The organism is Pseudomonas sp. PAMC 26793, assembly GCF_000313235.1.
Classification (GTDB): Bacteria; Pseudomonadota; Gammaproteobacteria; order Pseudomonadales; family Pseudomonadaceae; genus Aquipseudomonas; species Aquipseudomonas yamanorum.
This window is the reverse complement of sequence record NZ_AMXG01000017.1, coordinates 21,151-42,304: the sequence shown is the minus strand read 5'-3', so window position 1 is coordinate 42,304 and position 21,154 is coordinate 21,151. Positions and strand designations below refer to the sequence as shown.

21 protein-coding genes are annotated in these 21,154 nt (G+C 61.2%); 15 read left to right on the top strand and 6 right to left on the bottom strand.

What is annotated here, in order from left to right:
- Positions 1 to 145: 145 nt before the first annotated feature.
- The 3 genes from cysN to D109_RS0105325 form a co-directional block, all read right to left on the bottom strand.
- Complete coding sequence (gene cysN, locus D109_RS0105335; protein WP_017476008.1) at positions 146 to 2,044, bottom strand: sulfate adenylyltransferase subunit CysN; 1,899 nt, start codon at positions 2,042 to 2,044, stop codon at positions 146 to 148.
- A gap of 9 nt (positions 2,045 to 2,053) precedes the next feature.
- The gene (gene cysD, locus D109_RS0105330) at positions 2,054 to 2,971 is read right to left on the bottom strand and encodes a sulfate adenylyltransferase subunit CysD (protein ID WP_003208447.1); all 918 of its coding nucleotides are present in this window, start codon (positions 2,969 to 2,971) and stop codon (positions 2,054 to 2,056) included.
- Positions 2,972 to 3,227: 256 nt separating this feature from the next.
- Entirely contained in the window at positions 3,228 to 3,986 is a 759-nt protein-coding gene (locus tag D109_RS0105325) for a Nif3-like dinuclear metal center hexameric protein (RefSeq protein WP_010177002.1), read from the bottom strand.
- 103 nt (positions 3,987 to 4,089) lie between these two features.
- Here D109_RS0105325 and algW point away from each other — a divergent pair, with 103 nt between their 5' ends.
- The 3 genes from algW to D109_RS0105310 all read left to right on the top strand — a co-directional run bounded on the left by algW (position 4,090) and on the right by D109_RS0105310 (position 8,196).
- Entirely contained in the window at positions 4,090 to 5,244 is a 1,155-nt protein-coding gene (algW, locus tag D109_RS0105320) for a Do family serine endopeptidase AlgW (RefSeq protein ID WP_017476007.1), read from the top strand.
- A 108-nt stretch (positions 5,245 to 5,352) separates the two neighbouring features.
- Positions 5,353 to 7,464 (top strand): TonB-dependent siderophore receptor, encoded by a 2,112-nt coding sequence (locus tag D109_RS0105315; protein WP_017476006.1) that lies wholly within the window; start codon positions 5,353 to 5,355, stop codon positions 7,462 to 7,464.
- A 12-nt stretch (positions 7,465 to 7,476) separates the two neighbouring features.
- Positions 7,477 to 8,196 (top strand): DUF4198 domain-containing protein, encoded by a 720-nt coding sequence (locus tag D109_RS0105310; protein WP_017476005.1) that lies wholly within the window; start codon positions 7,477 to 7,479, stop codon positions 8,194 to 8,196.
- A gap of 140 nt (positions 8,197 to 8,336) precedes the next feature.
- Here D109_RS0105310 and hemH read toward each other — a convergent pair whose 3' ends face one another.
- A complete protein-coding gene (gene hemH, locus D109_RS0105305; RefSeq protein WP_017476004.1) occupies positions 8,337 to 9,362 on the bottom strand; it encodes a ferrochelatase in 1,026 nt (341 codons plus the stop codon).
- Positions 9,363 to 9,376: 14 nt separating this feature from the next.
- Entirely contained in the window at positions 9,377 to 10,276 is a 900-nt protein-coding gene (locus tag D109_RS0105300; RefSeq protein WP_017476003.1) for a TIGR01777 family oxidoreductase, read from the bottom strand.
- A 209-nt stretch (positions 10,277 to 10,485) separates the two neighbouring features.
- Between D109_RS0105300 and D109_RS0105295 the strand changes: the two genes are divergently transcribed.
- The 12 genes from D109_RS0105295 (at position 10,486) to D109_RS0105240 (ending at position 20,490) form a co-directional block, all read left to right on the top strand.
- Positions 10,486 to 11,472 (top strand): NAD(P)/FAD-dependent oxidoreductase, encoded by a 987-nt coding sequence (locus tag D109_RS0105295; protein ID WP_017476002.1) that lies wholly within the window; start codon positions 10,486 to 10,488, stop codon positions 11,470 to 11,472.
- Positions 11,469 to 11,684 carry a TIGR02450 family Trp-rich protein gene (locus D109_RS0105290; protein WP_017476001.1) on the top strand — a complete coding sequence of 72 codons (216 nt, stop codon included), beginning with the start codon at positions 11,469 to 11,471 and terminating at the stop codon, positions 11,682 to 11,684. Before D109_RS0105295 ends, D109_RS0105290 begins: the two co-directional genes overlap by 4 nt.
- A 112-nt stretch (positions 11,685 to 11,796) precedes the next feature.
- Positions 11,797 to 12,768, top strand: coding sequence for a DUF523 and DUF1722 domain-containing protein (locus tag D109_RS0105285; RefSeq protein WP_017476000.1), 972 nt, complete (start codon positions 11,797 to 11,799; stop codon positions 12,766 to 12,768).
- Positions 12,769 to 12,771: 3 nt separating this feature from the next.
- On the top strand, positions 12,772 to 13,701 hold the full coding sequence (locus D109_RS0105280; protein WP_017475999.1) for a MerR family transcriptional regulator: 930 nt from the start codon (positions 12,772 to 12,774) through the stop codon (positions 13,699 to 13,701).
- Positions 13,702 to 15,147, top strand: coding sequence for a deoxyribodipyrimidine photo-lyase (gene phrB, locus D109_RS0105275; RefSeq protein ID WP_017475998.1), 1,446 nt, complete (start codon positions 13,702 to 13,704; stop codon positions 15,145 to 15,147).
- Entirely contained in the window at positions 15,140 to 15,562 is a 423-nt protein-coding gene (locus tag D109_RS0105270) for a nuclear transport factor 2 family protein (protein WP_017475997.1), read from the top strand. The genes phrB and D109_RS0105270 overlap by 8 nt, the downstream gene beginning before the upstream one ends.
- Positions 15,559 to 16,341: an SDR family oxidoreductase gene (locus D109_RS0105265; RefSeq protein ID WP_017475996.1), complete on the top strand. Its 783-nt coding sequence runs from the start codon at positions 15,559 to 15,561 to the stop codon at positions 16,339 to 16,341. The genes D109_RS0105270 and D109_RS0105265 overlap by 4 nt, the downstream gene beginning before the upstream one ends.
- Positions 16,338 to 17,585 carry an NAD(P)/FAD-dependent oxidoreductase gene (locus D109_RS0105260; protein ID WP_017475995.1) on the top strand — a complete coding sequence of 416 codons (1,248 nt, stop codon included), beginning with the start codon at positions 16,338 to 16,340 and terminating at the stop codon, positions 17,583 to 17,585. The genes D109_RS0105265 and D109_RS0105260 overlap by 4 nt, the downstream gene beginning before the upstream one ends.
- Positions 17,582 to 18,388: a DUF1365 domain-containing protein gene (locus D109_RS0105255; RefSeq protein ID WP_017475994.1), complete on the top strand. Its 807-nt coding sequence runs from the start codon at positions 17,582 to 17,584 to the stop codon at positions 18,386 to 18,388. Before D109_RS0105260 ends, D109_RS0105255 begins: the two co-directional genes overlap by 4 nt.
- Positions 18,375 to 19,646 carry a cyclopropane-fatty-acyl-phospholipid synthase family protein gene (locus D109_RS0105250; RefSeq protein ID WP_017475993.1) on the top strand — a complete coding sequence of 424 codons (1,272 nt, stop codon included), beginning with the start codon at positions 18,375 to 18,377 and terminating at the stop codon, positions 19,644 to 19,646. The genes D109_RS0105255 and D109_RS0105250 overlap by 14 nt, the downstream gene beginning before the upstream one ends.
- A complete protein-coding gene (locus tag D109_RS0105245; RefSeq protein ID WP_017475992.1) occupies positions 19,639 to 20,130 on the top strand; it encodes a DUF2878 domain-containing protein in 492 nt (163 codons plus the stop codon). Before D109_RS0105250 ends, D109_RS0105245 begins: the two co-directional genes overlap by 8 nt.
- A gap of 54 nt (positions 20,131 to 20,184) precedes the next feature.
- The gene (locus D109_RS0105240) at positions 20,185 to 20,490 is read left to right on the top strand and encodes a YkgJ family cysteine cluster protein (protein ID WP_017475991.1); all 306 of its coding nucleotides are present in this window, start codon (positions 20,185 to 20,187) and stop codon (positions 20,488 to 20,490) included.
- Positions 20,491 to 20,626: 136 nt separating this feature from the next.
- Here D109_RS0105240 and D109_RS0105235 read toward each other — a convergent pair whose 3' ends face one another.
- Complete coding sequence (locus tag D109_RS0105235) at positions 20,627 to 21,145, bottom strand: acyloxyacyl hydrolase (protein WP_017475990.1); 519 nt, start codon at positions 21,143 to 21,145, stop codon at positions 20,627 to 20,629.
- Between the last annotated feature and the right edge of the window lie 9 nt (positions 21,146 to 21,154).

Below are 21,154 nucleotides of genomic sequence, written 5' to 3'. Positions count from 1 at the left end.
CTCGCGAATGCGGTGTGCCAGCCGATACATGTGGCGGCTGACACTCTGCTTTCGCGAGCAAGCCCGCTCCCACATTTGACCGAGTTGTCTCCAAGGCTCCATAAAAAAGCCCGCCAACATGGCGGGCTATTCGTGCGCGTGACGCTTAGATCGCGCCGCGCTGGCGCAGCAGTTCCAGCACTTGCTTGACGCTGTCTTCCAGCGACAGTGCCTGGGTGTCGATCACCAGGTCGGCGTTCAACGGCACGTCATACGGGAACGACTCACCCGGGATGTTATCCCCGCCCGCCGCGTACAGGCCTTGCGGATCCCGCTCGGCACACACCAGCGGCGAAGCCTGCACGTACACGGTCAGCAAACGATCAGCGCCGATCAGCGCCTTGGCCTGTTCACGCCCTTCGGCATCCGGGGCAACAAACGCCGCCAGGGTCAGCAAGCCGGCTTCGTTGAACTGACGCGCCACATGCGCGGCACGGCGCCAGTTCTCGGTACGCCCGGCACGGTCCTGGGGCAGGCCCTTGTTCAGGTCGTGACGCAGGTTCTGGCCGTCCAGCACAAACACCGCACGGCCCATGTCGAACAGCTTGCGTTCAACCGCGTAGGCCAGGGTGCTTTTGCCGGCGCCCGACAAGCCGCTGAACAGCACGGTCGCCGGTTGCTGACCGAAGCGCTGGGCGCGCTCCTCGGTGGCCACGTGGGCCAACTTGCCATGCTGCGCCGCGCTGCCTTGAGTCACCGGCGGCGCGATGATCATGCCCGCGGCCACGGTGCCGTTGGTCAAGCGATCGATGACGATAAACGAGCCGGTGGTGCGGTTGCTCGCGTAACCGTCCAGGGCGATGACCGTGTCGAGGCTGACCTTGACCCGACCGATCTCGTTCAACTGCAAGGCGCTCGCCGGGCCTTCTTCCAGGGTGTTCACATCCACGCGATGCACGATGCTGGTGATGGAACCCGGCACGTAGCTGGTGGCGCGCTTGATGTCGTATTTCTTGCCCGGCAGCATCGGCTCTTCAGCCATCCACACCAGCATGGCGTCGAAGGCGTCGGTCACTTGCGGCACGTTGTCGGCATGCACCAACAGGTCGCCACGGGAGATGTCGATCTCGTCTTCCATGGTCAGGGTCACGGCCTGGCCTGGGCCGGCGTTTTCCAGTTCACCTTCAAAGGTGACGATGGATTTCACGCGGCTGCTCTTGCCCGACGGCAGCACCACGACTTCGTCGCCCTTGTGCACGATGCCGCTGGCCAGGGTGCCGGCGAAACCACGGAAGTTCAGGTTCGGACGGTTGACGTACTGAACCGGGAAACGCAGGTCGGTGTAGTTGCGGTCGTTGGCGATCTCGACGGTTTCGAGAATCTCCATCAGCGACTGACCGGTGTACCAGGGCGAGCGCTCGCTCTTGTTCACCACGTTGTCGCCCTTGAGGGCCGACATCGGCACGAAGGCCAGGGTGCTCGGCTTGAACGCGATACCGTCGGCGAACTTCAGGTAATCGGCCTTGATCGACTCGAATACGCTTTGGTCAAAGCCATTGATGTCCATCTTGTTGACGGCCACCACGATGTGCTTGATGCCCAGCAACGAGGCGATAAAGCTGTGGCGACGGGTCTGGGTCTGCACGCCGTAGCGGGCGTCGATCAGGATGATCGCCAGGTCACAGGTGGAGGCACCGGTGGCCATGTTGCGGGTGTATTGCTCATGGCCGGGGGTGTCGGCGATGATGAATTTGCGCTTGGCGGTGGAGAAGTAGCGGTAGGCAACATCAATGGTGATGCCCTGCTCACGCTCGGCCTGCAGGCCGTCGACCAGCAAGGCCAGGTCGATGTCATCGCCGGTGGTGCCGGACTTTTTCGAATCGCGGGTGATGGCTTCCAGGTGATCTTCGTAGATCATCTTGGAGTCGTGCAGCAGGCGCCCGATCAGGGTGCTCTTGCCGTCGTCGACGTTGCCACAGGTCAGGAAGCGCAACATTTCCTTGCGCTCGTGCTGGCCCAGGTAGGCGAGGATGTCCTCGCTGATCAAATCAGATTGATGCGACATGACAGCCCCTTAGAAATAGCCTTGACGTTTTTTATCTTCCATCGAGCCTGCACCATCGTGGTCGATGACACGGCCCTGGCGCTCGGAAGTTCGCGTCAGGAGCATTTCCTGAATGATGTCCGTCAGCGTCTCGGCTTCGGACTCCACCGCGCCCGTCAACGGGTAGCAGCCAAGGGTACGGAAACGTACTTTCTTTTTGACGATTCGGGCTTTGTCTTCGTCGGACAGGTGCTCGAGGATGCGGTCGTCGTCGATCATGATCAACGTGCCGTTCTTCTCGATCACTTCGCGTTCGGCGGCGAAGTACAGCGGCACGATCGGGATGCCTTCCAGGTAGATGTACTGCCAGATGTCCAACTCGGTCCAGTTGGACAGCGGGAACACGCGGATCGACTCGCCCTTGTTGACGTTGCCGTTGTAGACGTTCCACAACTCCGGGCGCTGGTTTTTCGGGTCCCAACGGTGCTTGCTGTCGCGGAACGAGTACACGCGCTCTTTGGCGCGGGATTTCTCTTCATCGCGACGGGCACCGCCGAATGCAGCGTCGAAACCATATTTGTCGAGCGCCTGTTTCAGGCCTTCTGTCTTCATGATGTCGGTGTGCTTGGCGCTGCCGTGGGTGAACGGGTTGATGCCCTGTGCCACGCCGTCCGGGTTGACGTGAGTGATCAACTCAAGACCAAGCTCTTCGACCATCTTGTCGCGGAACTTGTACATCTCCTGGAATTTCCAGCGGGTGTCGACATGCATCACCGGAAACGGCAACTTGCCCGGGAAAAAGGCCTTGCGTGCCAGGTGCAGCATCACGGCGGAGTCTTTACCGATCGAGTAGAGCATCACCGGGTTATCGAACTCGGCGGCGACCTCGCGGATGATATGGATGCTTTCCGCCTCCAGCTGTTTCAGATGCGTCAGTTTGTCGACCATGGCTACTCACGGAAAAACGATCTTATGGACGGCCAGCGGGCCGTGTTCGAGCGGGGCATGCTAGCACAGCACCTGATTCTATTGAGGGGGCTGGCTAGATCGAAACGGTATATCAATATACCGCCGGGTTTGGCTCGACTCGATCAAATGTGGGAGCGGGCTTGCTCGCGAATGCGTTGTGTCAGTCAATGCATATGGCGACTGATGCACCGCATTCGCGAGCAAGCCCGCTCCCACATGTGTCCGGTGGTGTTCGTTAGATCGGGTTTGGGCAATCGATGAAGAGATGTTCGAGGGCGAAGCGTCTCGCCAGGTAATCACCCAACGCCTGCACACCATACCGCTCAGTAGCGTGATGCCCGGCCGCGATGAAACTGATGTCGTTTTCCCGGGCGCTGTGGAACGTCTGCTCCGAGGCTTCGCCGCTCAGGTACAGGTCGACCCCGGCCAGCACCGCCTGGTCGATGTAGCCCTGGCCACCCCCGGTGCACCAGCCCACGCGGCGGATCATCTCGCTGCCTTCGATCAGCAGCGGCTCGCGGCCCATGGCTTCCTGCACGCGGCGGGCGAAGTCGCGGGGCGACACCGGTTCGGCCAGGGAGCCCACCAGGCCGACGACCTTGAGGTTGTCCGGGTCCAGCGGGCCTTCGACGGTGATGTCCAGTTGCCGGGCCAGTTGCACGTTGTTGCCGACTTCAGGGTGCAGGTCCAGGGGCAAGTGGTAGGCCAGCAGGCTGATGTCGTGCTTGAGCAGGGTTTTCAGGCGGCGCTGCTTCATGCCGGTGATGCACGGGCTTTCGCCTTTCCAGAAATAACCGTGGTGCACCAGCACCAGGTCGGCCTGGGCTTCGACGGCCGCGTCCAGCAATGCCTGGCTGGCGGTCACGCCGCTGACGATGCGCAGCACCTGCGGGCGACCCTCGACTTGCAGGCCGTTGGGGCAGTAATCGGCGATTTTTGCACTATTAAGGTAGCGGTCCGCTTCCTCGACTAAGGTGCTCAGGGCGACGGCCATAAAAGACTCCTAAATATCCCGTTCAGAGGCGCTCACGGCCTCGTATAATGCGCGACATTATGGGCGCTCTCCCGCCCCCTGCAACCCGTCAGGATTTTTCTTAATGCTCAAGGCACTGCGTTTTTTTGGATGGCCATTGTTGGCTGGCGTGCTGATCGCGATGCTGATTATTCAGCGTTATCCACAACTGGTCGGCCTGCCGACCCTCGATGTCAACCTGCAACAGGCACCGCAAACCAGCGCGGTGGTACAAGGCCCGGTGACTTACGCCGATGCGGTGGTGATCGCCGCGCCTGCGGTGGTGAACCTGTACACCACCAAGGTCATCAACAAACCGGCGCATCCGCTGTTTGAAGACCCGCAGTTCCGGCGCTTTTTCGGCGACAACTCGCCCAAGCAGCGACGGATGGAATCCAGCCTCGGCTCCGGCGTGATCATGAGCCCGGAAGGCTACATCCTCACCAATAACCACGTGACCACCGGCGCCGACCAGATTGTCGTGGCCCTGCGTGATGGCCGGGAAACCCTGGCCCGGGTGGTCGGCAGCGACCCGGAAACTGACCTTGCGGTGCTGAAAATCGATCTGAAAAACCTGCCTTCGATCACCATCGGCCGCTCCGAAGGCTTGCGCGTAGGTGACGTGGCGCTGGCCATCGGCAACCCGTTCGGGGTGGGCCAGACCGTGACCATGGGCATCATCAGCGCCACCGGGCGTAACCAGTTGGGCCTCAACAGCTACGAAGACTTTATCCAGACCGACGCGGCGATCAACCCGGGCAACTCCGGCGGCGCGCTGGTGGATGCCAACGGCAACCTGACCGGCATCAACACCGCGATCTTCTCCAAGTCCGGCGGCTCCCAGGGCATCGGCTTCGCCATCCCGGTCAAACTCGCCACGGAAGTGATGAAGTCGATCATCGAGCATGGCCAGGTGATTCGTGGCTGGCTGGGGATTGAAGTACAACCGCTGACCAAGGAACTGGCCGAGTCGTTTGGCCTGACCGGGCGCCCAGGCATCGTGGTCGCCGGGATCTTCCGCGACGGCCCGGCGCAGAAAGCCGGCCTGCAACTGGGTGATGTGATCCTCAGCATCGACGGCGAACCGGCCGGTGATGGCCGCAAGTCGATGAACCAGGTGGCGCGGATCAAGCCGACCGACAAGGTGGCGATCCAGGTGATGCGCAATGGCAAGGAAATCAAGCTGTCGGCAGAAATCGGCCTGCGTCCGCCGCCGGCGCCGGTGAAAGAAGAGGAATAATCTCTGAAGGAGCCCGTTTCAGGGCTCCTGTTACCTAATGTTTCAGAAGAAAATTACCTTCAATAGAGATGTTATATTGTTTCAATATCGCTATTGGAACGCTCTATCATGCCGTCTCGAAGATTTGCCCCACTGGCGGGAATCGCCCTGGGTTTGCTGGTGGACCCCGCCTACGCCGAAGACACTGCCACCCTTGAACTGGAGGCCACCCGCATCACCAGCGAGGCGTACGAATCAGCCACTGGCCCGGTCAAGGGCTATCGCGCCACCCGCTCCGCAACCGCCACCAAAACCGACACCGCCCTGCGAGACATCCCACAATCCATCAGCGTGATTCCTGCCTCGGTGCTCAAGGACCTGGGCAGTACCAGCGTCGAGCGCGCCCTGGAATTTGCCGGCGGCGTATCCAGACAGAACAACTTCGGCGGCCTGACGCTCTACGAATACAGCGTCCGCGGCTTCACCACGTCAGAGTTTTACGTGGACGGTTTCAGCGCCAACCGCGGTTACCCGAGCACGCCGGATGCCGCCAATATCGAACGCATCGAAGTGCTCAAGGGCCCCGCCGCCAGCCTGTATGGCCGTGGCGACCCGGGCGGCACGGTGAATATCGTCAGCAAGAAGCCGCAACCCGAGGCCTTCACCACCGTGCAGACCAGTGCCGGCAGTTGGGACCGCTATCGCACCGCACTGGACGTGAACACGCCGCTCGACAGCGACGGTAGCGTGTTGTCACGGGTCAACCTGGCGGTGGAAGACAACCACAGCTTCCGTGACCACGTGGAGGCCAAACGGGTCTTCGTCGCACCCTCCATCAGTTGGCAACTGGACCCGGACACCCGCCTGCTGGTGGAAAGCGAATTCGTGCGCCACCGCTCCACCTTCGACCGTGGCATCGTCGCGCCCAACAATCGCTGGAGCGGCGTTTCCCGCTCGACCTTCCTCGGCGAGCCCAACGACGGCGATATCCGTAACCACAACAACCGCCTGCAAGCCACCCTCGAACACTACCTCAACGATGCCTGGCAACTGCGCCTGGCCAGCCACTACAAACAGGGCAGCCTGTGGGGCGATGCCTCGGAAAACCGCCCACTGGATGCCGACGGCCACACCCTCAACCGTCGCTACCGCGAACGCTCCACTGGTTGGCACGACAGCATCACCCAACTCGAGCTACGTGGCCGGTTCGACATCGGCAGCTGGCAGCACGAGTTGCTGATGGGTACCGAATACGAGGACTACCGCAAGAAAGAACGAGTGACGGCGATTGCTGGCGGCGACTACGCCATCGACATCTACAACCCGGTCTACGGCCAGCCAAAGCCCAATGGCAAGCGCTCGGGCACCGACTTTTTCGAACAGGTGAAGAGCCAGGCGCTGAACCTGCAGGATCAGATCATCTTCACCGACCGCCTGCGCGGGATGATCGGCGCGCGCTTCGAACACGTCGAACAACACACCGACGACTTCGCCCGCAACCACGCCAAAAGCCAGCAGACTCATGACACCCTGACCCAACGCGCCGGCCTGCTCTATCAGTTGACGCCCGAAGTGGGCCTGTTCGCCAACGCCTCCACCTCGTTCAAACCCAACAATGGCCTGGACGCCGGCGGCAAATCCTTCAAGCCGGAGGAAGGCGTGGGTTATGAAATCGGGATCAAGAGTGAGCTGTTCGACGACCGCCTGAGTACCACCCTCGCCGCCTTTCATATCGAGAAGGAAAATGTCTTGACCCTGGACCCGGCCACCGACACTCAGCGGGCCATGGGCAAAGCCCGCAGCCAGGGTTTCGACCTGCAACTGACCGGGCAAGTGACTGACGCGGTAAGGGTGATCGGCGCCTTTGCCTACATCGACGCCAAAGTGACTGAAGGTGACACAGTGATCCCTACGGGCAGCCGGATTCTCGGCGTGGCCAAACGGAGCGGCAGCGTGCTTGGGGTGTATGAATTCCAGGACGGCCTGCTGCGTGGCTCCGACCTCGGCGCGGCCTTTACCTACGTTGGCGACCGCTCCGGCGAAGCCGGCAAAAGCTTTGAATTACCGGCCTACCACACCGTCGATTTGCTGGCCCATTACAAGGCCAGCGACAACGTCACCGTGGGCCTGAACCTCAACAACCTGTTCGATGAAAAGTACTACGAGCGCTCCTACAGCAATTACTGGGTCAACCCCGGCGAGCCGCGCAATTTCACCGTCAGCCTGACACTCAACCTGTAAAAGGACGTCTCCATGCAAGCCTTCAAATCCCTGGCCGTGCTCGGCCTGCTGTTTGCCACCCAAGTCTCTGCCCACGGGCTGTGGACCGAACAACGGCGCGGCAATATCGAAGTGATCTACGGCCACGGCGCCGAAGACAACTCGTTCAAGGCCCAGAAAATCAGCGGCGCCTGGGCCTATGACGCCAGCGGCAAAATGATCCCGGTGACCGTGGAACGCCTGCCCGACCATGCACGCCTGAAGCCGCTCAAATCGCCGGCTGTTCTGGCCGTGGCACTGGATAACGGGATGTGGTCGCAGACGGCTGACAAGAAATGGATCAACGAGGGCCGCAGCAAAGTGCCGGGGGCGATTGAGTCGACCCAAACCTTCAAGTACAGCCTGGCGATCTACCAGCCGGGTGCTAAGTTGCCGAAGCTGGATCAGATCAAACTGCTGATATTGCCGGAAATTGACCCGCTGACCGTAGGACCGGGCAAATCACTGCCCGTACGGGTGCTTCTGGATGGCAGGCCAGCAGCAGGAATCAAGCTGATCGGGGACTATCGCAATGCACCGAGCACCTTGAGCACCGAGACCGATAAAGACGGTCGCGCCCAGGTGCTGGTGAGGAACGAAGGATTGAATGTGATTGCGGCGCAGGTGGAGATCCCGCTTAAAGACAATGCTGATGTAGCGACTCGCGGACTGTTCAGTTCCCTGACTTTCCTGGGCGAGCCGCATCACGAATAACCCCGAAAATTTAGGGTGGGCACAGTCAATGTGGGAGCGGGCTTGCTCGCGAAGGCGGTGTATCAGTCGCCATCTTCATTAACTGACCCACCGTATTCGCGGGCAAGCCCGCTCCCACATTTAGTCCTCACTCGGCTTGATTACAGTGCAACCGGCGCTCTTTCACACAGGGTATTGAGCGCCACCGCCCACTGCGGGTCATCGTTCAGGCAAGGCACCAACACCAGCTCCTCGCCCCCCGCTTCGCGGAATTGCTCCAGGCCGCGATCACCAATCTCCTCCAGTGTCTCGATGCAGTCCGCGACAAACGCCGGGCACATCACCAGCAACTTCTTCACCCCTTGCTGAGCCAACGCTTCAAGGCGGGCCTCGGTGTAGGGTTCGATCCACTTGGCCCGGCCCAGCCGCGACTGGAACGCCACCGACCATTTGCCCTCCGGCAAGCCAAGGCGCTCCGCGAAGTCCCGCGCAACACTGAAGCACTGCGCGCGATAGCACGTGGCAAGCACCTCGGGTGAGGCGTTCTGGCAGCAGTTGGCGTCCTTGAAACAGTGCTGCCCGGTAGGGTCGAGCTTTTTCAGGTGGCGCTCGGGCAACCCATGAAAGCTCAGCAGGAGGTGATCGAAATCCTGCTCCACATAGGCTCTGGCGCTGTTGGCCAAGGCGTCGAGGTACTCCGGTTCATCGTAGAACGGCTGCAGAATCGAAAACGCGATCGCCAGCTTTTTGTCCCGCACCACGCGCCGAGCCTCTTCAATTACCGTGGTCACGGTGCTGTCGGCAAACTGCGGGTACAACGGCGCCAGGGTCACTTTCTTGATGCCTTGGGACGCCAGCCGAGTCAGTACGCTTTCAATCGACGGCTCGCCGTAGCGCATTGCCAATTCCACCGGCCCCTGGGTCCACTGTGCGGTCATCTGTTGTTGCAAGCGACGGCTAAGGACTACCAGCGGCGAGCCTTCGTCCCACCAGATCGAGGCGTAGGCATGGGCCGATTGCTCCGGGCGCTTGATCAGGATCAGCGACACCAGCAAACGCCGAACCGGCCACGGCAGGTCGATGACGTAAGGGTCCATCAGGAATTGATTAAGGTAGCTGCGCACATCCGCCACCGAAGTGGACGCCGGTGAACCCAGGTTGACCAGTAACAACGCGTGATCCGTCATGCAACATCCTATTTCTAGAGGCGGCTGGACAAGTCGTCCAGGGCCGCGTGCAACTCAGTGAACTGGAAAATGAACCCAGCGGCCAACAGCCGCTGCGGCAACGCCCGCTGGCCACCCAGCAACAACCCGGACAACTCGCCCAGGCCAATGCGCAAGGCAAACGCCGGCATGGGCATGAACGCCGGGCGGTGCAGCACCTTGCCCAAAGTCTTGGCGAATTCGAGGTTGCGCACCGGGTGTGGCGCGCAGGCATTATAAGGACCGCGGGCATCGCTCTTGTGCAGAAGAAAATCAATCAGGGCGATTTGATCCTTTATATGGACCCACGGCATCCACTGCCGACCATTGCCGATAGGCCCGCCCAGCGCCAGTTTGAACGGCAGTAACAGCCGCGACAAAAAGCCGCCCTCGGCCGCCAGCACCAGCCCTGTACGTACCAGCACCACGCGGATGCCAAATGCTTCGGCGCGCTGGGCGGTTTCTTCCCAGGCAATAGAGAGCTGGCTGCCGAAATCGTCCTGTACCGGGCCGCTGTCTTCGGTCAGCTCACGCTCGCCGCCGTCGCCGTACCAGCCCACCGCAGAACCGGAAATCAACACCGCCGGTTTTTGCTCAAGGCCCTCAAGCCACGCCAGCAAGGTCTCGGTCAGGCCGATGCGGCTGCTCCATAGCAGCGCCTTGCGTTTATGCGTCCAGGGCCGGTCGGCAATCGGTGCGCCGGCCAGGTTGATCACCGCGTCCACCGGCTCGTTTATGTCTTGCAGGCGAGCAATGCCGCGCACTGGGGCGCCACACAATTTGGCCACTTGTTCGGGATGGCGGCTCCAGACCGTGAGGCGATGGCCCTGGGCAAGCCAGTATTGGCAAAGTTGGCGGCCGATCAAACCCGTACCGCCGGTCAGCAAAATGTGCATGAGTCGTTCCTCGTGTAACGTTCGCCGACCACCGTTAGTCTATTTTATAAACAGGGATGTTTTAATCGGGCGCAACGGTGGTTAAACCCTCAGGGTTAACCATAGGTCACGCCAAACGATCAGGCACGCCAAAACTTATACCAAAAAACAATATTGTACAGCTATTGGTGTCGGCGTAGTCTGTACCCAACGGTAAAACGAGGCCTCCCATGACTGTTCCCATCGCGATCATCGGCACCGGCATCGCCGGTCTCTCCGCCGCCCGAGCGTTGAAAGACGCGGGGCACGCTGTACAACTCTTCGATAAAAGCCGCGGCAGTGGCGGTCGCATGTCCAGCAAGCGCAGCGATGCGGGGGCACTGGACATGGGCGCGCAGTACTTCACCGCCCGCGACCGACGCTTCGTCAACGAGGTACAACGCTGGCAAGCCCAGGGTTGCGCCGAGCAATGGAAGCCGCAGCTGTACAACTTCAAGTCCGGGCAACTCACGCCCTCCCCCGATGAACAGATCCGCTGGGTCGGCACGCCGCGCATGAGTGCGATCACCCGCGCCCTGCTGGATGACTTGCCGGTGCAGTTCGGTTGCCGCATCACCGAAGTGTTCCAGGGCAAACACCACTGGAACCTGCTGGACGCCGACGGCGAAAGCCACGGCCCGTTCAGCCACGTCATCATTGCCACCCCGGCGCCCCAAGCCACCGCCTTGCTGGCCGCCGCGCCCAAACTGGCGAGTGCCGCCGCCGGCGTGAAGATGGACCCAACCTGGGCCATCGCCCTGGCCTTCGACAAACCCTTGGATACCCCCATGGAAGGCTGCTTCGTGCAAGACAGCCCGCTGGACTGGTTGGCCCGCAACCGTAGCAAACCTGGGCGCGACACCACCCTCGACACCTGGGTACTGCACGCCACCAGTACCTGGAGCAAGCAACACCTGGACCTGTCCAAGGAAGCGGTGATCGAACACCTGCACGGTGCCTTCGCCGAACTTTTGCACAGCGCCATGCCGGCGCCATCCTTCACCCTCGCCCACCGCTGGCTGTATGCACGGCCGTCCACCAGCCATGAATTTGGCGTGCTGGCTGACGCCGACCTGGGCTTGTACGTGTGTGGCGACTGGTGCCTGTCGGGCCGTGTGGAAGGTGCCTGGCTCAGCGGCCAGGAGGCGGCGCGGCGGTTGATCGAGCATCTGCAATGAACCGCATCAATCCCGCCAAGTTGCTGCTGTCGAAGTGGACAGCAGCCCGCCCGCAGCACAAGGAAAAACATTTCCTGGTCACCCAGTTGCTGCGCGACGAAGCAGGCGATGTGCAGGAAATCGAACTGGAAGCGGTGATGAGCCATCGCGTTCAGCGCCTGCCCTGGCAAACCCTGCAAAACGCTGAAGACTGGAAAATCGGCTGGAAATAGCTATTGCGCAAATACCTGTACAAATTATTTGACTTGTACAGCTTCAAACCTATGATGAGATTAAGTTGTACAGAAATTTAAGTCTGTACAGGAATTTCATTGAGGTTTGGCCATGTCCAGCACCCTGCCCGCCACCGGAAAACCGAAAATCGCCATCAGCGCGTGCCTGTTGGGCGAGAACGTGCGCTTCAACGGCGGGCACAAACAATCCCAACTGTGCAGCCAGACCCTTGCCGATTATTTCGACTTCGTGCCGCTGTGCCCTGAAGTCGCCATCGGCCTGGGCATTCCCCGCGAGCCGATTCGGCTGGTGGGCGACCCGCTTAATCCCCAGGCCGTCGGCACCGTGCACCGCGAGCTCAACGTGACCCAACCGCTGCACGATTACGGTCGGCAAATGGCCGCTGAACACACCGACCTCTGCGGCTACATCTTCATGCAGAAATCGCCGTCCTGCGGCCTGGAACGGGTCAAGGTCTATCAAGACAACGGCATGCCCATCGACGGCGGCGGACGCGGCATCTACGCCCAGGCATTCTGCGCGCGCCACCCCAACCTGCCGGTGGAAGAAGACGGTCGGCTGAATGACCCGGTGCTGCGGGAAAATTTCCTGACCCGGGTGTTCGTCTACGCCACTTGGCAGCAGCTCCTCGCCGAAGGCCTGACCCGTCATCGCCTGCTGGAATTTCACTCGCGCTACAAATACCTGCTGATGGCCCACAGCCCCGTGCATTACAAAAGCCTGGGCAACCTGCTGGGCAGCATGCTCAAGGACGTCGACCTCGACGCCTTGGCCGCCGGCTACTTCAGCGAACTGATGAGCGCCCTGACCCAGTGCGCCACACGCGGCACCCACACCAACGTGCTGCAACACATCAGCGGCTACCTCAAGCAAGCCATCAGCGCCGAAGACAAACAGGAAATGCAGACCATCATTGGCCAATACCGCCAGGGCATCGTGCCGCTGGTGGTGCCGCTGACGCTGCTCAAGCACCACTTTCGCCAGCACCCGGACCGCTACATCGCACAGCAGGCTTACCTGCAACCGCACCCGGAAAACCTCAGCCTGCGTAATGCGATTTAACCTATGACTTTCCCCCTGCAAGCGCCTGTGGAAGACATCGCCGAGGCCCTCGAACAAGGCTGGCTGCCGATCCGCGAAGTGGCGCGCCAGACAGGCGTCAACGCCGTGACCCTGCGCGCCTGGGAGCGGCGTTATGGCCTGATCGTGCCGCAGCGCACGCCCAAGGGGCACCGGCTGTTCAGTGCCGAGCATGTACAACGCATCCACACCATCCTGACCTGGCTCAACCGCGGTGTGCCGGTCAGCCAGGTCAAGAGCCTGATCGACACCGCACAAACCGCCAGCCCACCGCCGGAGGAAAACGAATGGCATAACCGCCGCCAGCACCTGGTGCAGGCCATCAGCGAACTGGCCGAGCGCCGGGTGGATGACGCCTTCAACCAGGCCATGGCCCTGTATCCGCCACGCACCTTGTGCGAGCAACTGTTATTGCCGTTGCTCAAGGAACTCGAACTGCGCTGGCAAGGCCAGTTCGGCGCGCAGATGGAACGGGTGTTTTTCTACTCCTGGCTGCGCAGCAAATTCGGCGCGCGGATGTATCACAACAATCGCCAACTCAACGGTGCGCCGTTGCTGCTGATCAACCATTCCGACCTGCCGCTGGAGCCGCACCTGTGGCTCACCGCCTGGCTCGCCAGCAGCGCCGATTGCCCGGTGGAAGTCTTCGACTGGCCATTGCCGGCGGGCGAACTGGCCCTGGCCGTCGAACACCTGCAACCCCGCGCGGTGCTGCTGTATTCGAGCAAGACGCTCCATACGTCGGCGCTGGAAAAACTTTTGAGCGGCTTCAGTTGCCCAAAACTGATAACCGGACCAGCGGTATGCATCCATCAAGCCGAGCTGTCCGTATTAACCCAAGACATTCCTGAATTGCTCCTGGCCGAGGACCCATTGTCGGCCCATCAGGTACTGATCCAGCGTGGACTTATTTAAATGCACTTGATCTGGCTGCGCACCGACCTGCGCCTACATGACAACACCGCCCTCGCCGCCGCCGCACAGCGTGGCCCGACAGCGGCTGTCTACCTGATCAGCCCCGAGCAATGGCTGGCCCACGATGATGCGCCGTGCAAAGTCGACTTCTGGCTGCGCAACCTCAAGAGCCTGAGCGTGGCGCTGGGGGAGTTGAACATTCCTCTTTTGATCCGCCATGCCTCGACCTGGGACCAGGCACCGCAAGTCCTGGCAGACCTGTGCCAGGAACTGTCGGTCGAGTCGGTGCACGTCAATGACGAATACGGCATCCACGAAGAGCGCCGCGACGCCGCCGTGGCCCAGGCCCTCGAAGCACGGGGCGTCACCTTTCACAACTACCTGGACCAGTTGTTTTTCCAGCCCGGCAGCGTACTGACCAAGACCGGCACCTACTTCCAGGTGTTCAGCCAGTTTCGCAAGGTCTGCTACAGCCGCCTGCACGGCGCCTTGCCGCGCCTGGTCGCCACACCCAAGGCACAGGCGGCACTCAAGCTCAAAAGCGACCCAATCCCGGATCAGGTCGAGGGTTTTTCCCCCCCAAGCGAAGCCTTGCGCGCCCTGTGGCCTGCCGGCGAAGCCGAAGCCCGGCGCCGCCTCGATCAATTCGCCGACGGGCAAATCAGCTACTACAAGGACGAACGCGATTTCCCGGCCAAGCCCGGCACCAGCCAACTTTCGGCCTACCTGGCCGCCGGTGTGGTGTCGCCGCGCCAATGCCTGCATGCAGCCCTGCAAAGCAACCAGGGCGAATTCGAAAGCGGCGACACCGGTGCAATTACCTGGATCAACGAGCTGCTGTGGCGCGAGTTCTACAAACATATCCTGGTGGGTTACCCACGGGTCTCACGCCACCGCGCGTTCCGCCCGGAAACTGAAGCCGTGGCCTGGCGCAACAGCCCGGAAGACTTGAAGGCCTGGCAGGAAGCCCGCACCGGCCTGCCGATCATCGACGCTGCCATGCGCCAATTGCTGGAAACCGGCTGGATGCACAACCGCCTGCGCATGGTGGTGGCGATGTTCCTGACTAAAAACCTGCTGATCGACTGGCGCGAAGGCGAGCGTTTTTTCATGCGTCACCTGATCGACGGCGACCTGGCGGCGAACAACGGTGGCTGGCAGTGGAGTTCGTCCACCGGCACCGACTCGGCGCCGTACTTCCGGATTTTCAGCCCCTTGAGCCAGTCGGAAAAATTCGACGGTGAAGGCGTGTTTATCAAGCATTGGCTGCCACAACTGGCAGCGCTGAACAAAAAGGAAGTGCACAACCCCGACGCGGTGGGCGGCCTTTTTGGCGTGGCGGACTATCCTCGTCCTATCGTCGATTTGAAAAAATCCCGTGATCGCGCCCTCGCCGCCTTCCGCAGCCTGCCTTCACGCCAGGCAGTCGGGGGTGGTTATGAGTGACTTTCTGCGCCGCTTCGCCCAGGCCTTTGCCAGTGTGGACAAACACAACCTGCCCCTGCTCGACAGCCTGTACAGCAAGGACGTCAGCTTCACCGACCCGTTGCACGAAGTGCACGGGCTGCCGGCGCTGCACCGTTACTTCGCCGAGCTGTACGACAACGTTACCCAGTTGCGTTTTGACTTCCATGGCTTCGATCAAGTGACTGAAGGCGAAGGTTACCTGCGCTGGAAAATGAGCTTCTGCCACCCACGCCTGGGCGGGGGGAAAGTGATTCGTGTCGAAGGCTGCTCGCATCTGCTGTGGCGCGACAAGGTGTACCACCACCGGGATTATTTCGATGCGGGTGCGCTGCTGTATGAACACGTGCCGGTCCTCGGCGGCGTGGTCAGTTGGCTGAAAAGGAGAATGGGATGAACCTTACGCTGCCCCGTCGTTATTGGCTGACCGGTGCCAGCAGTGGCATCGGTGCCGAACTGGCCAAAGCGCTGCTCGACAGCGGTGCCCATGTGGCTGTCAGTTCCCGCTCCAAAGAGCCACTGGAACAGCTCGCCCAGCAGTACCCCGGGCAAGTGCTGGTGGTGGCGGGCGACCTGACCAACAGCCAGACCGTACGGGAAATTGGCGAGCATATCGCGGGGGTCTGGGGCTCGCTGGACACCGTGATCCTGAATGCCGGCACCTGCGAATACGTGGACGCCAAACAGTTTGATTCCTCGATCATCGAGCACGTGGTGCGCACCAACCTGCTGGCCAGCAGTTACTGCATTGAGGCCGCCCTGCCGCTGTTGCGTGCTGGCCATACACCGCACCTGGTCGGCGTGGCAAGCGCCGTGACCTACCTGCCGATGCCCAGGGCCGAAGCCTACGGTGCCTCCAAAGCCGGCCTGCGTTATCTGTTCGAATCCCTGCGCATTGACCTGTCGCCCGAAGGCATTGACGTCACCGTGGTCAGCCCGGGCTTCGTCGATACGCCGCTGACCGCCCGCAATGACTTCCCGATGCCCTTAAGCTGGCCGGCAGACAAGGCTGCGCGGCACATCTTTGCCAAGCTGCAAAACCGGCCCCTGGAAATTGCCTTTCCGGCCCTGTTTATTGCTGCGCTGTGGCCGCTGTCGAAACTGCCGAACCGCGCCAAGCTGATCATCGGCAAACGCATGTTGCGCAGTCCGCCGCCGCGCAAGGACAACCTGTGAAGATCGCCATTATCGGCAGCGGCATTGCCGGGCTGACCAGTGCCTACCTGCTCAGCCGCCGCCACGACATCACCCTGTTCGAAGCGGGCGACCGCATCGGCGGGCACACCCATACGGTGAATGTCACGGTGGATGGCAAAAGCTACGCGGTGGACACCGGCTTTATCGTGTTCAACAACTGGACCTACCCCAACTTCATCAAGCTGCTGGGGCAGATCGGTGTGACGTTCAAACCCACCGAAATGAGTTTTTCGGTGTGCGACCCGAACGCCGGGTTTGAGTACAACGGCAACAACCTCAACAGCCTGTTCGCCCAGCGCCGCAATATTCTGTCGCCGGGGTTCTGGGGCATGTTGCGCGACATCCTTCGCTTCAACCGCCAGGCACCGCTGGACCTGCAAGCGCAACGCATCAATGCCGAAATGACCCTGGGCGAGTACCTGCAAGCGGGCGGCTACGGCCAGCGATTTATCCAGCACTACATCGTGCCGATGGGGGCGGCGATCTGGTCGATGTCCCTGGCTGACATGCTCGGGTTTCCCCTGCAATTCTTCGTGCGGTTCTTCAAGAACCACGGTTTGTTATCGGTGAGTAATCGGCCACAGTGGTGCGTGATCGAAGGCGGGTCCAGCCGCTATATCGAGCCGCTGACCCAATCCTTCCGTGAAAAAATTCGCCTCAATTGCCCCGTCACCCGGGTTGAGCGCACACCCATCGGCGTGGTTATCCACAGCACGGCGGGCAGCGAGGCGTTCGACAAAGTGGTGTTCGCCTGCCACAGCGACCAGGCCCTGGGGTTGCTGGGGGATGCGAGCCTGGCCGAGCAACAGATCCTCGGCGCCTTGCCCTACGCCGACAACGACGTCGTCCTGCACACCGACACCCGCTTGCTGCCCGAGCGCAAACTGGCCTGGGCCAGCTGGAATTACCGCCTGACCAGCAGCACGCAAAAACAGGCTGCCGTGACCTACGACATGAACATTCTGCAGGGCATCGACAGCGCCACCACCTTTTGCGTCAGCCTCAACCAGACGGCGATGATCAACCCGCTCAAAGTCCTCGCCCGCTACACCTACGCCCACCCGCAATACAGCCTGGCCGCCGTGGCCGCTCAAGCGCGCTGGGAAGAATTGCACGGCACGCAGCACACCTATTATTGCGGCGCCTATTGGGCCAACGGTTTCCACGAAGACGGCGTGGTCAGCGCGTTGCGCGTGGCCAAGGCGTTTGGGGAAACCCTGTGAACAGCGCCCTGTACAGCGGCTGGATCGCCCATCGGCGGTTTACGCCCAAGGGCCACGCTTTCCGTTATCGGATCGGCCTGCTGTACCTGGACCTCAGCGAACAAAACGAAGTCTTCGGCTTGTCGCCATTGGCCGGCGACCGCTGGGCGCCGTTCGCGTTTCGCCAGCAGGACTACCTGCGTGAATTTACCCGTCACGGCATGAGCTTGACCGATGCCGTGCGCCAGGAAGTCGGCAAGGCCCTCGGGCGCATCCCCGAGGGCGCAATCTGCCTGCTGACCCAGGCCCGCAGTTGGGGCCTGGCTTTTAATCCGGTGAGTTTCTTCTACTGCTTCGAGGCCGATGGCACCTTGGCCGCGATTCTGTGTGAAGTGACCAATACGCCGTGGCGCGAACGCTATCACTACGTGTTGCCGGCCATGGCGCTGCCTGCTGGTGAGCATCAGCACTTCGCCGTGGCCAAGGCCTTTCATGTGTCGCCGTTTTTGCCCCGGGACCTGGAATACCGCATGAGTTTCAGCCCGCCCGCCGCCAGACTCGGCGTGCACATGGCCGACTGGCAGGGCGAGCTGAAAGTCTTCGACGCCACCTTGAGCCTGCAACGCGAGGCATTGAACCGCGCCAGCCTGCACCGTTATTTGTGGCGCTTCCCGTGGATGACCGCCAAGACCTGCCTGGCCATTTATTGGCAGGCCCTGCGCCTCTTGCTTAAACGCACGCCGATTTTTTCCCATCACGCCGCCGAAGGCGCTTCTCGCACCGCAGTCGGGTACACCAAGGATCGCCGCCATGAAATCCCCTAGCTTATCGGTCAAATCCAATCGCTTGAACGTCAACGGCATGACCGCCGCGCTGTTGCGCAAAGCGGTGCTGCGCCAGCTCGGCCAACTGCGCCACGGCCAGTTGGTGGTGATCGAGGACGGTGAGCGACAAGTCTTCGGCGCACGGGAAGCGCACCTGCTGGGGGAAATCCAGATCCTCGATTCGGCCGTGTGGGGGCTGGTGGCAGCCAACGGTTCCATCGGCGCGGGCGAGGCATTTATTCATGGCTACTGGAGCAGCCCGGACCTGACTGCCGTGGTGCGGGTGATGGTCAGCAACCTCGACGTGCTGGATGCGCTGGAAGGTGGCCTGGCGAAACTCGCGCGGCCCTTCACCCAAGGCCTGCACTGGCTCAACCGCAATACCCGCAAAGGCTCGCAGAAAAACATCGCCGCCCACTACGACCTGGGCAATGACCTGTTCGAAGAATTCCTCGATCCCACCATGATGTATTCGGCCGCACAGTTCCTCACCGCCGACGACACCCTGGAACAGGCACAGCTGAACAAGCTGGAACGCATTTGCCAGAAGCTCGCGCTGAAACCGTCGGACCATCTGCTGGAAATCGGCACCGGCTGGGGCAGCATGGCGATCTATGCCGCGCAGCAGTACGGCTGCAAGGTCACCACCACGACCTTGTCCAAAGAGCAGTTTGCCTACACCGAAAAACGTATCGAGGCCCTGGGTTTGCAGAATCAGGTGACGTTGCTGCTGGAGGACTACCGCGACCTGACCGGCCAGTACGACAAGCTGGTGTCCATCGAGATGATCGAAGCCGTGGGCCATCGTTTCCTGCCGACCTACTTCAAGCAATGCGCGCAGTTGCTCAAGAGCAACGGCCTGATGTTGCTGCAAGCCATCACCATTCGCGAGCAGCGCTACGAACAGGCCAAGAGCAGCGTGGATTTCATCCAGCGCTACATTTTCCCCGGCGGCGCCTTGCCCTGCGTGCAGAAAATGCTCGAGATCGTCAGCCGCGACACCGACATGAACCTGCTGCACATGGAGGATTTCGGCCTGCACTACGCACGAACCCTGCGCCTGTGGCATGAAAACTTTCGCCGCGCCCACAGCCGCCTGACGGAAATGGGCTACGACGAATATTTCCTGCGGCTGTGGGAGTTTTACCTGTGCTACTGCGAGGGCGGCTTTATGGAACGCACCATTGGCACCGCACAGATGCTCCTGGCCAAGCCGGCGGCCCTGACCCAGCCCCTGCTCGGGCGCTTTGATGCTTAAACCGCTGGCGAATGCCGTGCTGTTCCAGTGCGGTTGGTTTGCCTGCGTGTTGGGCGGCGACAGCCTGTGGCTGTTGGTAGGAGTGGCGGTGTTGGCGGTCCACCTGCTGTGGATAAGTTCGTGGTCGGAAGAAGGCCAGGTGATGCTGGCTGTAACCTTGCTGGGCACGGTGATCGACACCGCGTTGCGCGCCTTTGGTGTGTTTCATTTCAGCCTGCCTGGGCCGCTGGCGCCTTTTTGGCTGATCCTGTTGTGGGCGCTGCTGGCAACCACCCTGCGCCATTGCCTGGCCTGGAGCGCACAACCCTGGTGGCGCGCCAGCGTATTGGGAGCGGTGGGCGGGCCGTTGTCTTATTACGCCGGCAGCCAGTTGGCCGGAGTCAGTTTCGGCTATGGCACCGTGCCGACCGTTATCGGCCTGGCGGTCCTCTGGGGCATGATCTTTCCGCTGCTGCACTGGGTCGCCCGGCAGTTGGCACACTGACGTCCGTCAGGCCTTTCACACACACATCAGCCGCTTGCCTTACACTGCGCGCCTATGACCAACATCCCCCATACGCAAATCGACGAACCCGCCGTCACCTGCTCCACCTGCGCCGCGTGCTGCTGCCAGTTGGAAGTCATGCTGATCACCGACACCGGCGTGCCTGACCGCTTTATCGATACCGACGATTGGGGCGGCGAAGTCATGTTGCGTCTGGATGATGGCTGGTGTGCGGCGCTGGATCGCGACACGATGATGTGCACGATTTATGAGAAGCGGCCGCTGATCTGCCGGGAGTTCGAGATGGGCGCACCGGAGTGCATCGATGAGCGCCAGGGGCTGGCAACGGTGTATCGCTGATGTTGAAACCAACGATGAGCAAATGTGGGAGCGGGCTTGCTCGCGAGAGCGGTGTGTCAGTCAACTGATTCGTGGCTGATACACCGCTTTCGCGAGCAAGCCCGCTCCCACAATGGTTTTGCGCTGTTCTGAAGAATTACAGTGGCATGGTGTAGTGCAGCGAATAGCTCTCGACACCATCGTTGTTGCTGCTGATCCCGGCATTCGAGTAATGGGTAGCCCGAATACCCACTTCACTCCCACCGACAAAGCGCAGGCCAAAGCCCAGTCGGTCTTCAAACTGGAAAGCCTGGCCGATGTTGTTGTCTTCGACCCGCGTGCGGGAGAACACGGCCACACCAACCCCCGCTTCGATGTAGGGCTTCACCCTTTCCCCCGCAAACTCATAAACAAAAACCGGCGAGAACGAAAGGCTGCTGACGCTGGCGCGCTTGTCACCGTCCCAGTAGGTGTAGGCACCGCTCCAGTACCCGGTCACGCGGCCCGTATCGGTCTGCCACCAGCTTTTATCCCAATCAGAGGTCAGCCCCAACCGATAAGTCATGGTCGAATCGCTGGTACTCCCCACTCCAAATTCCAGGCCTGCCGCCTGCGCTGAAATAGAGTGTCCCACCACAGCGGCCGCAATCGCGGCCAAACAGAACCAGCGCTTCATAAGAAACAT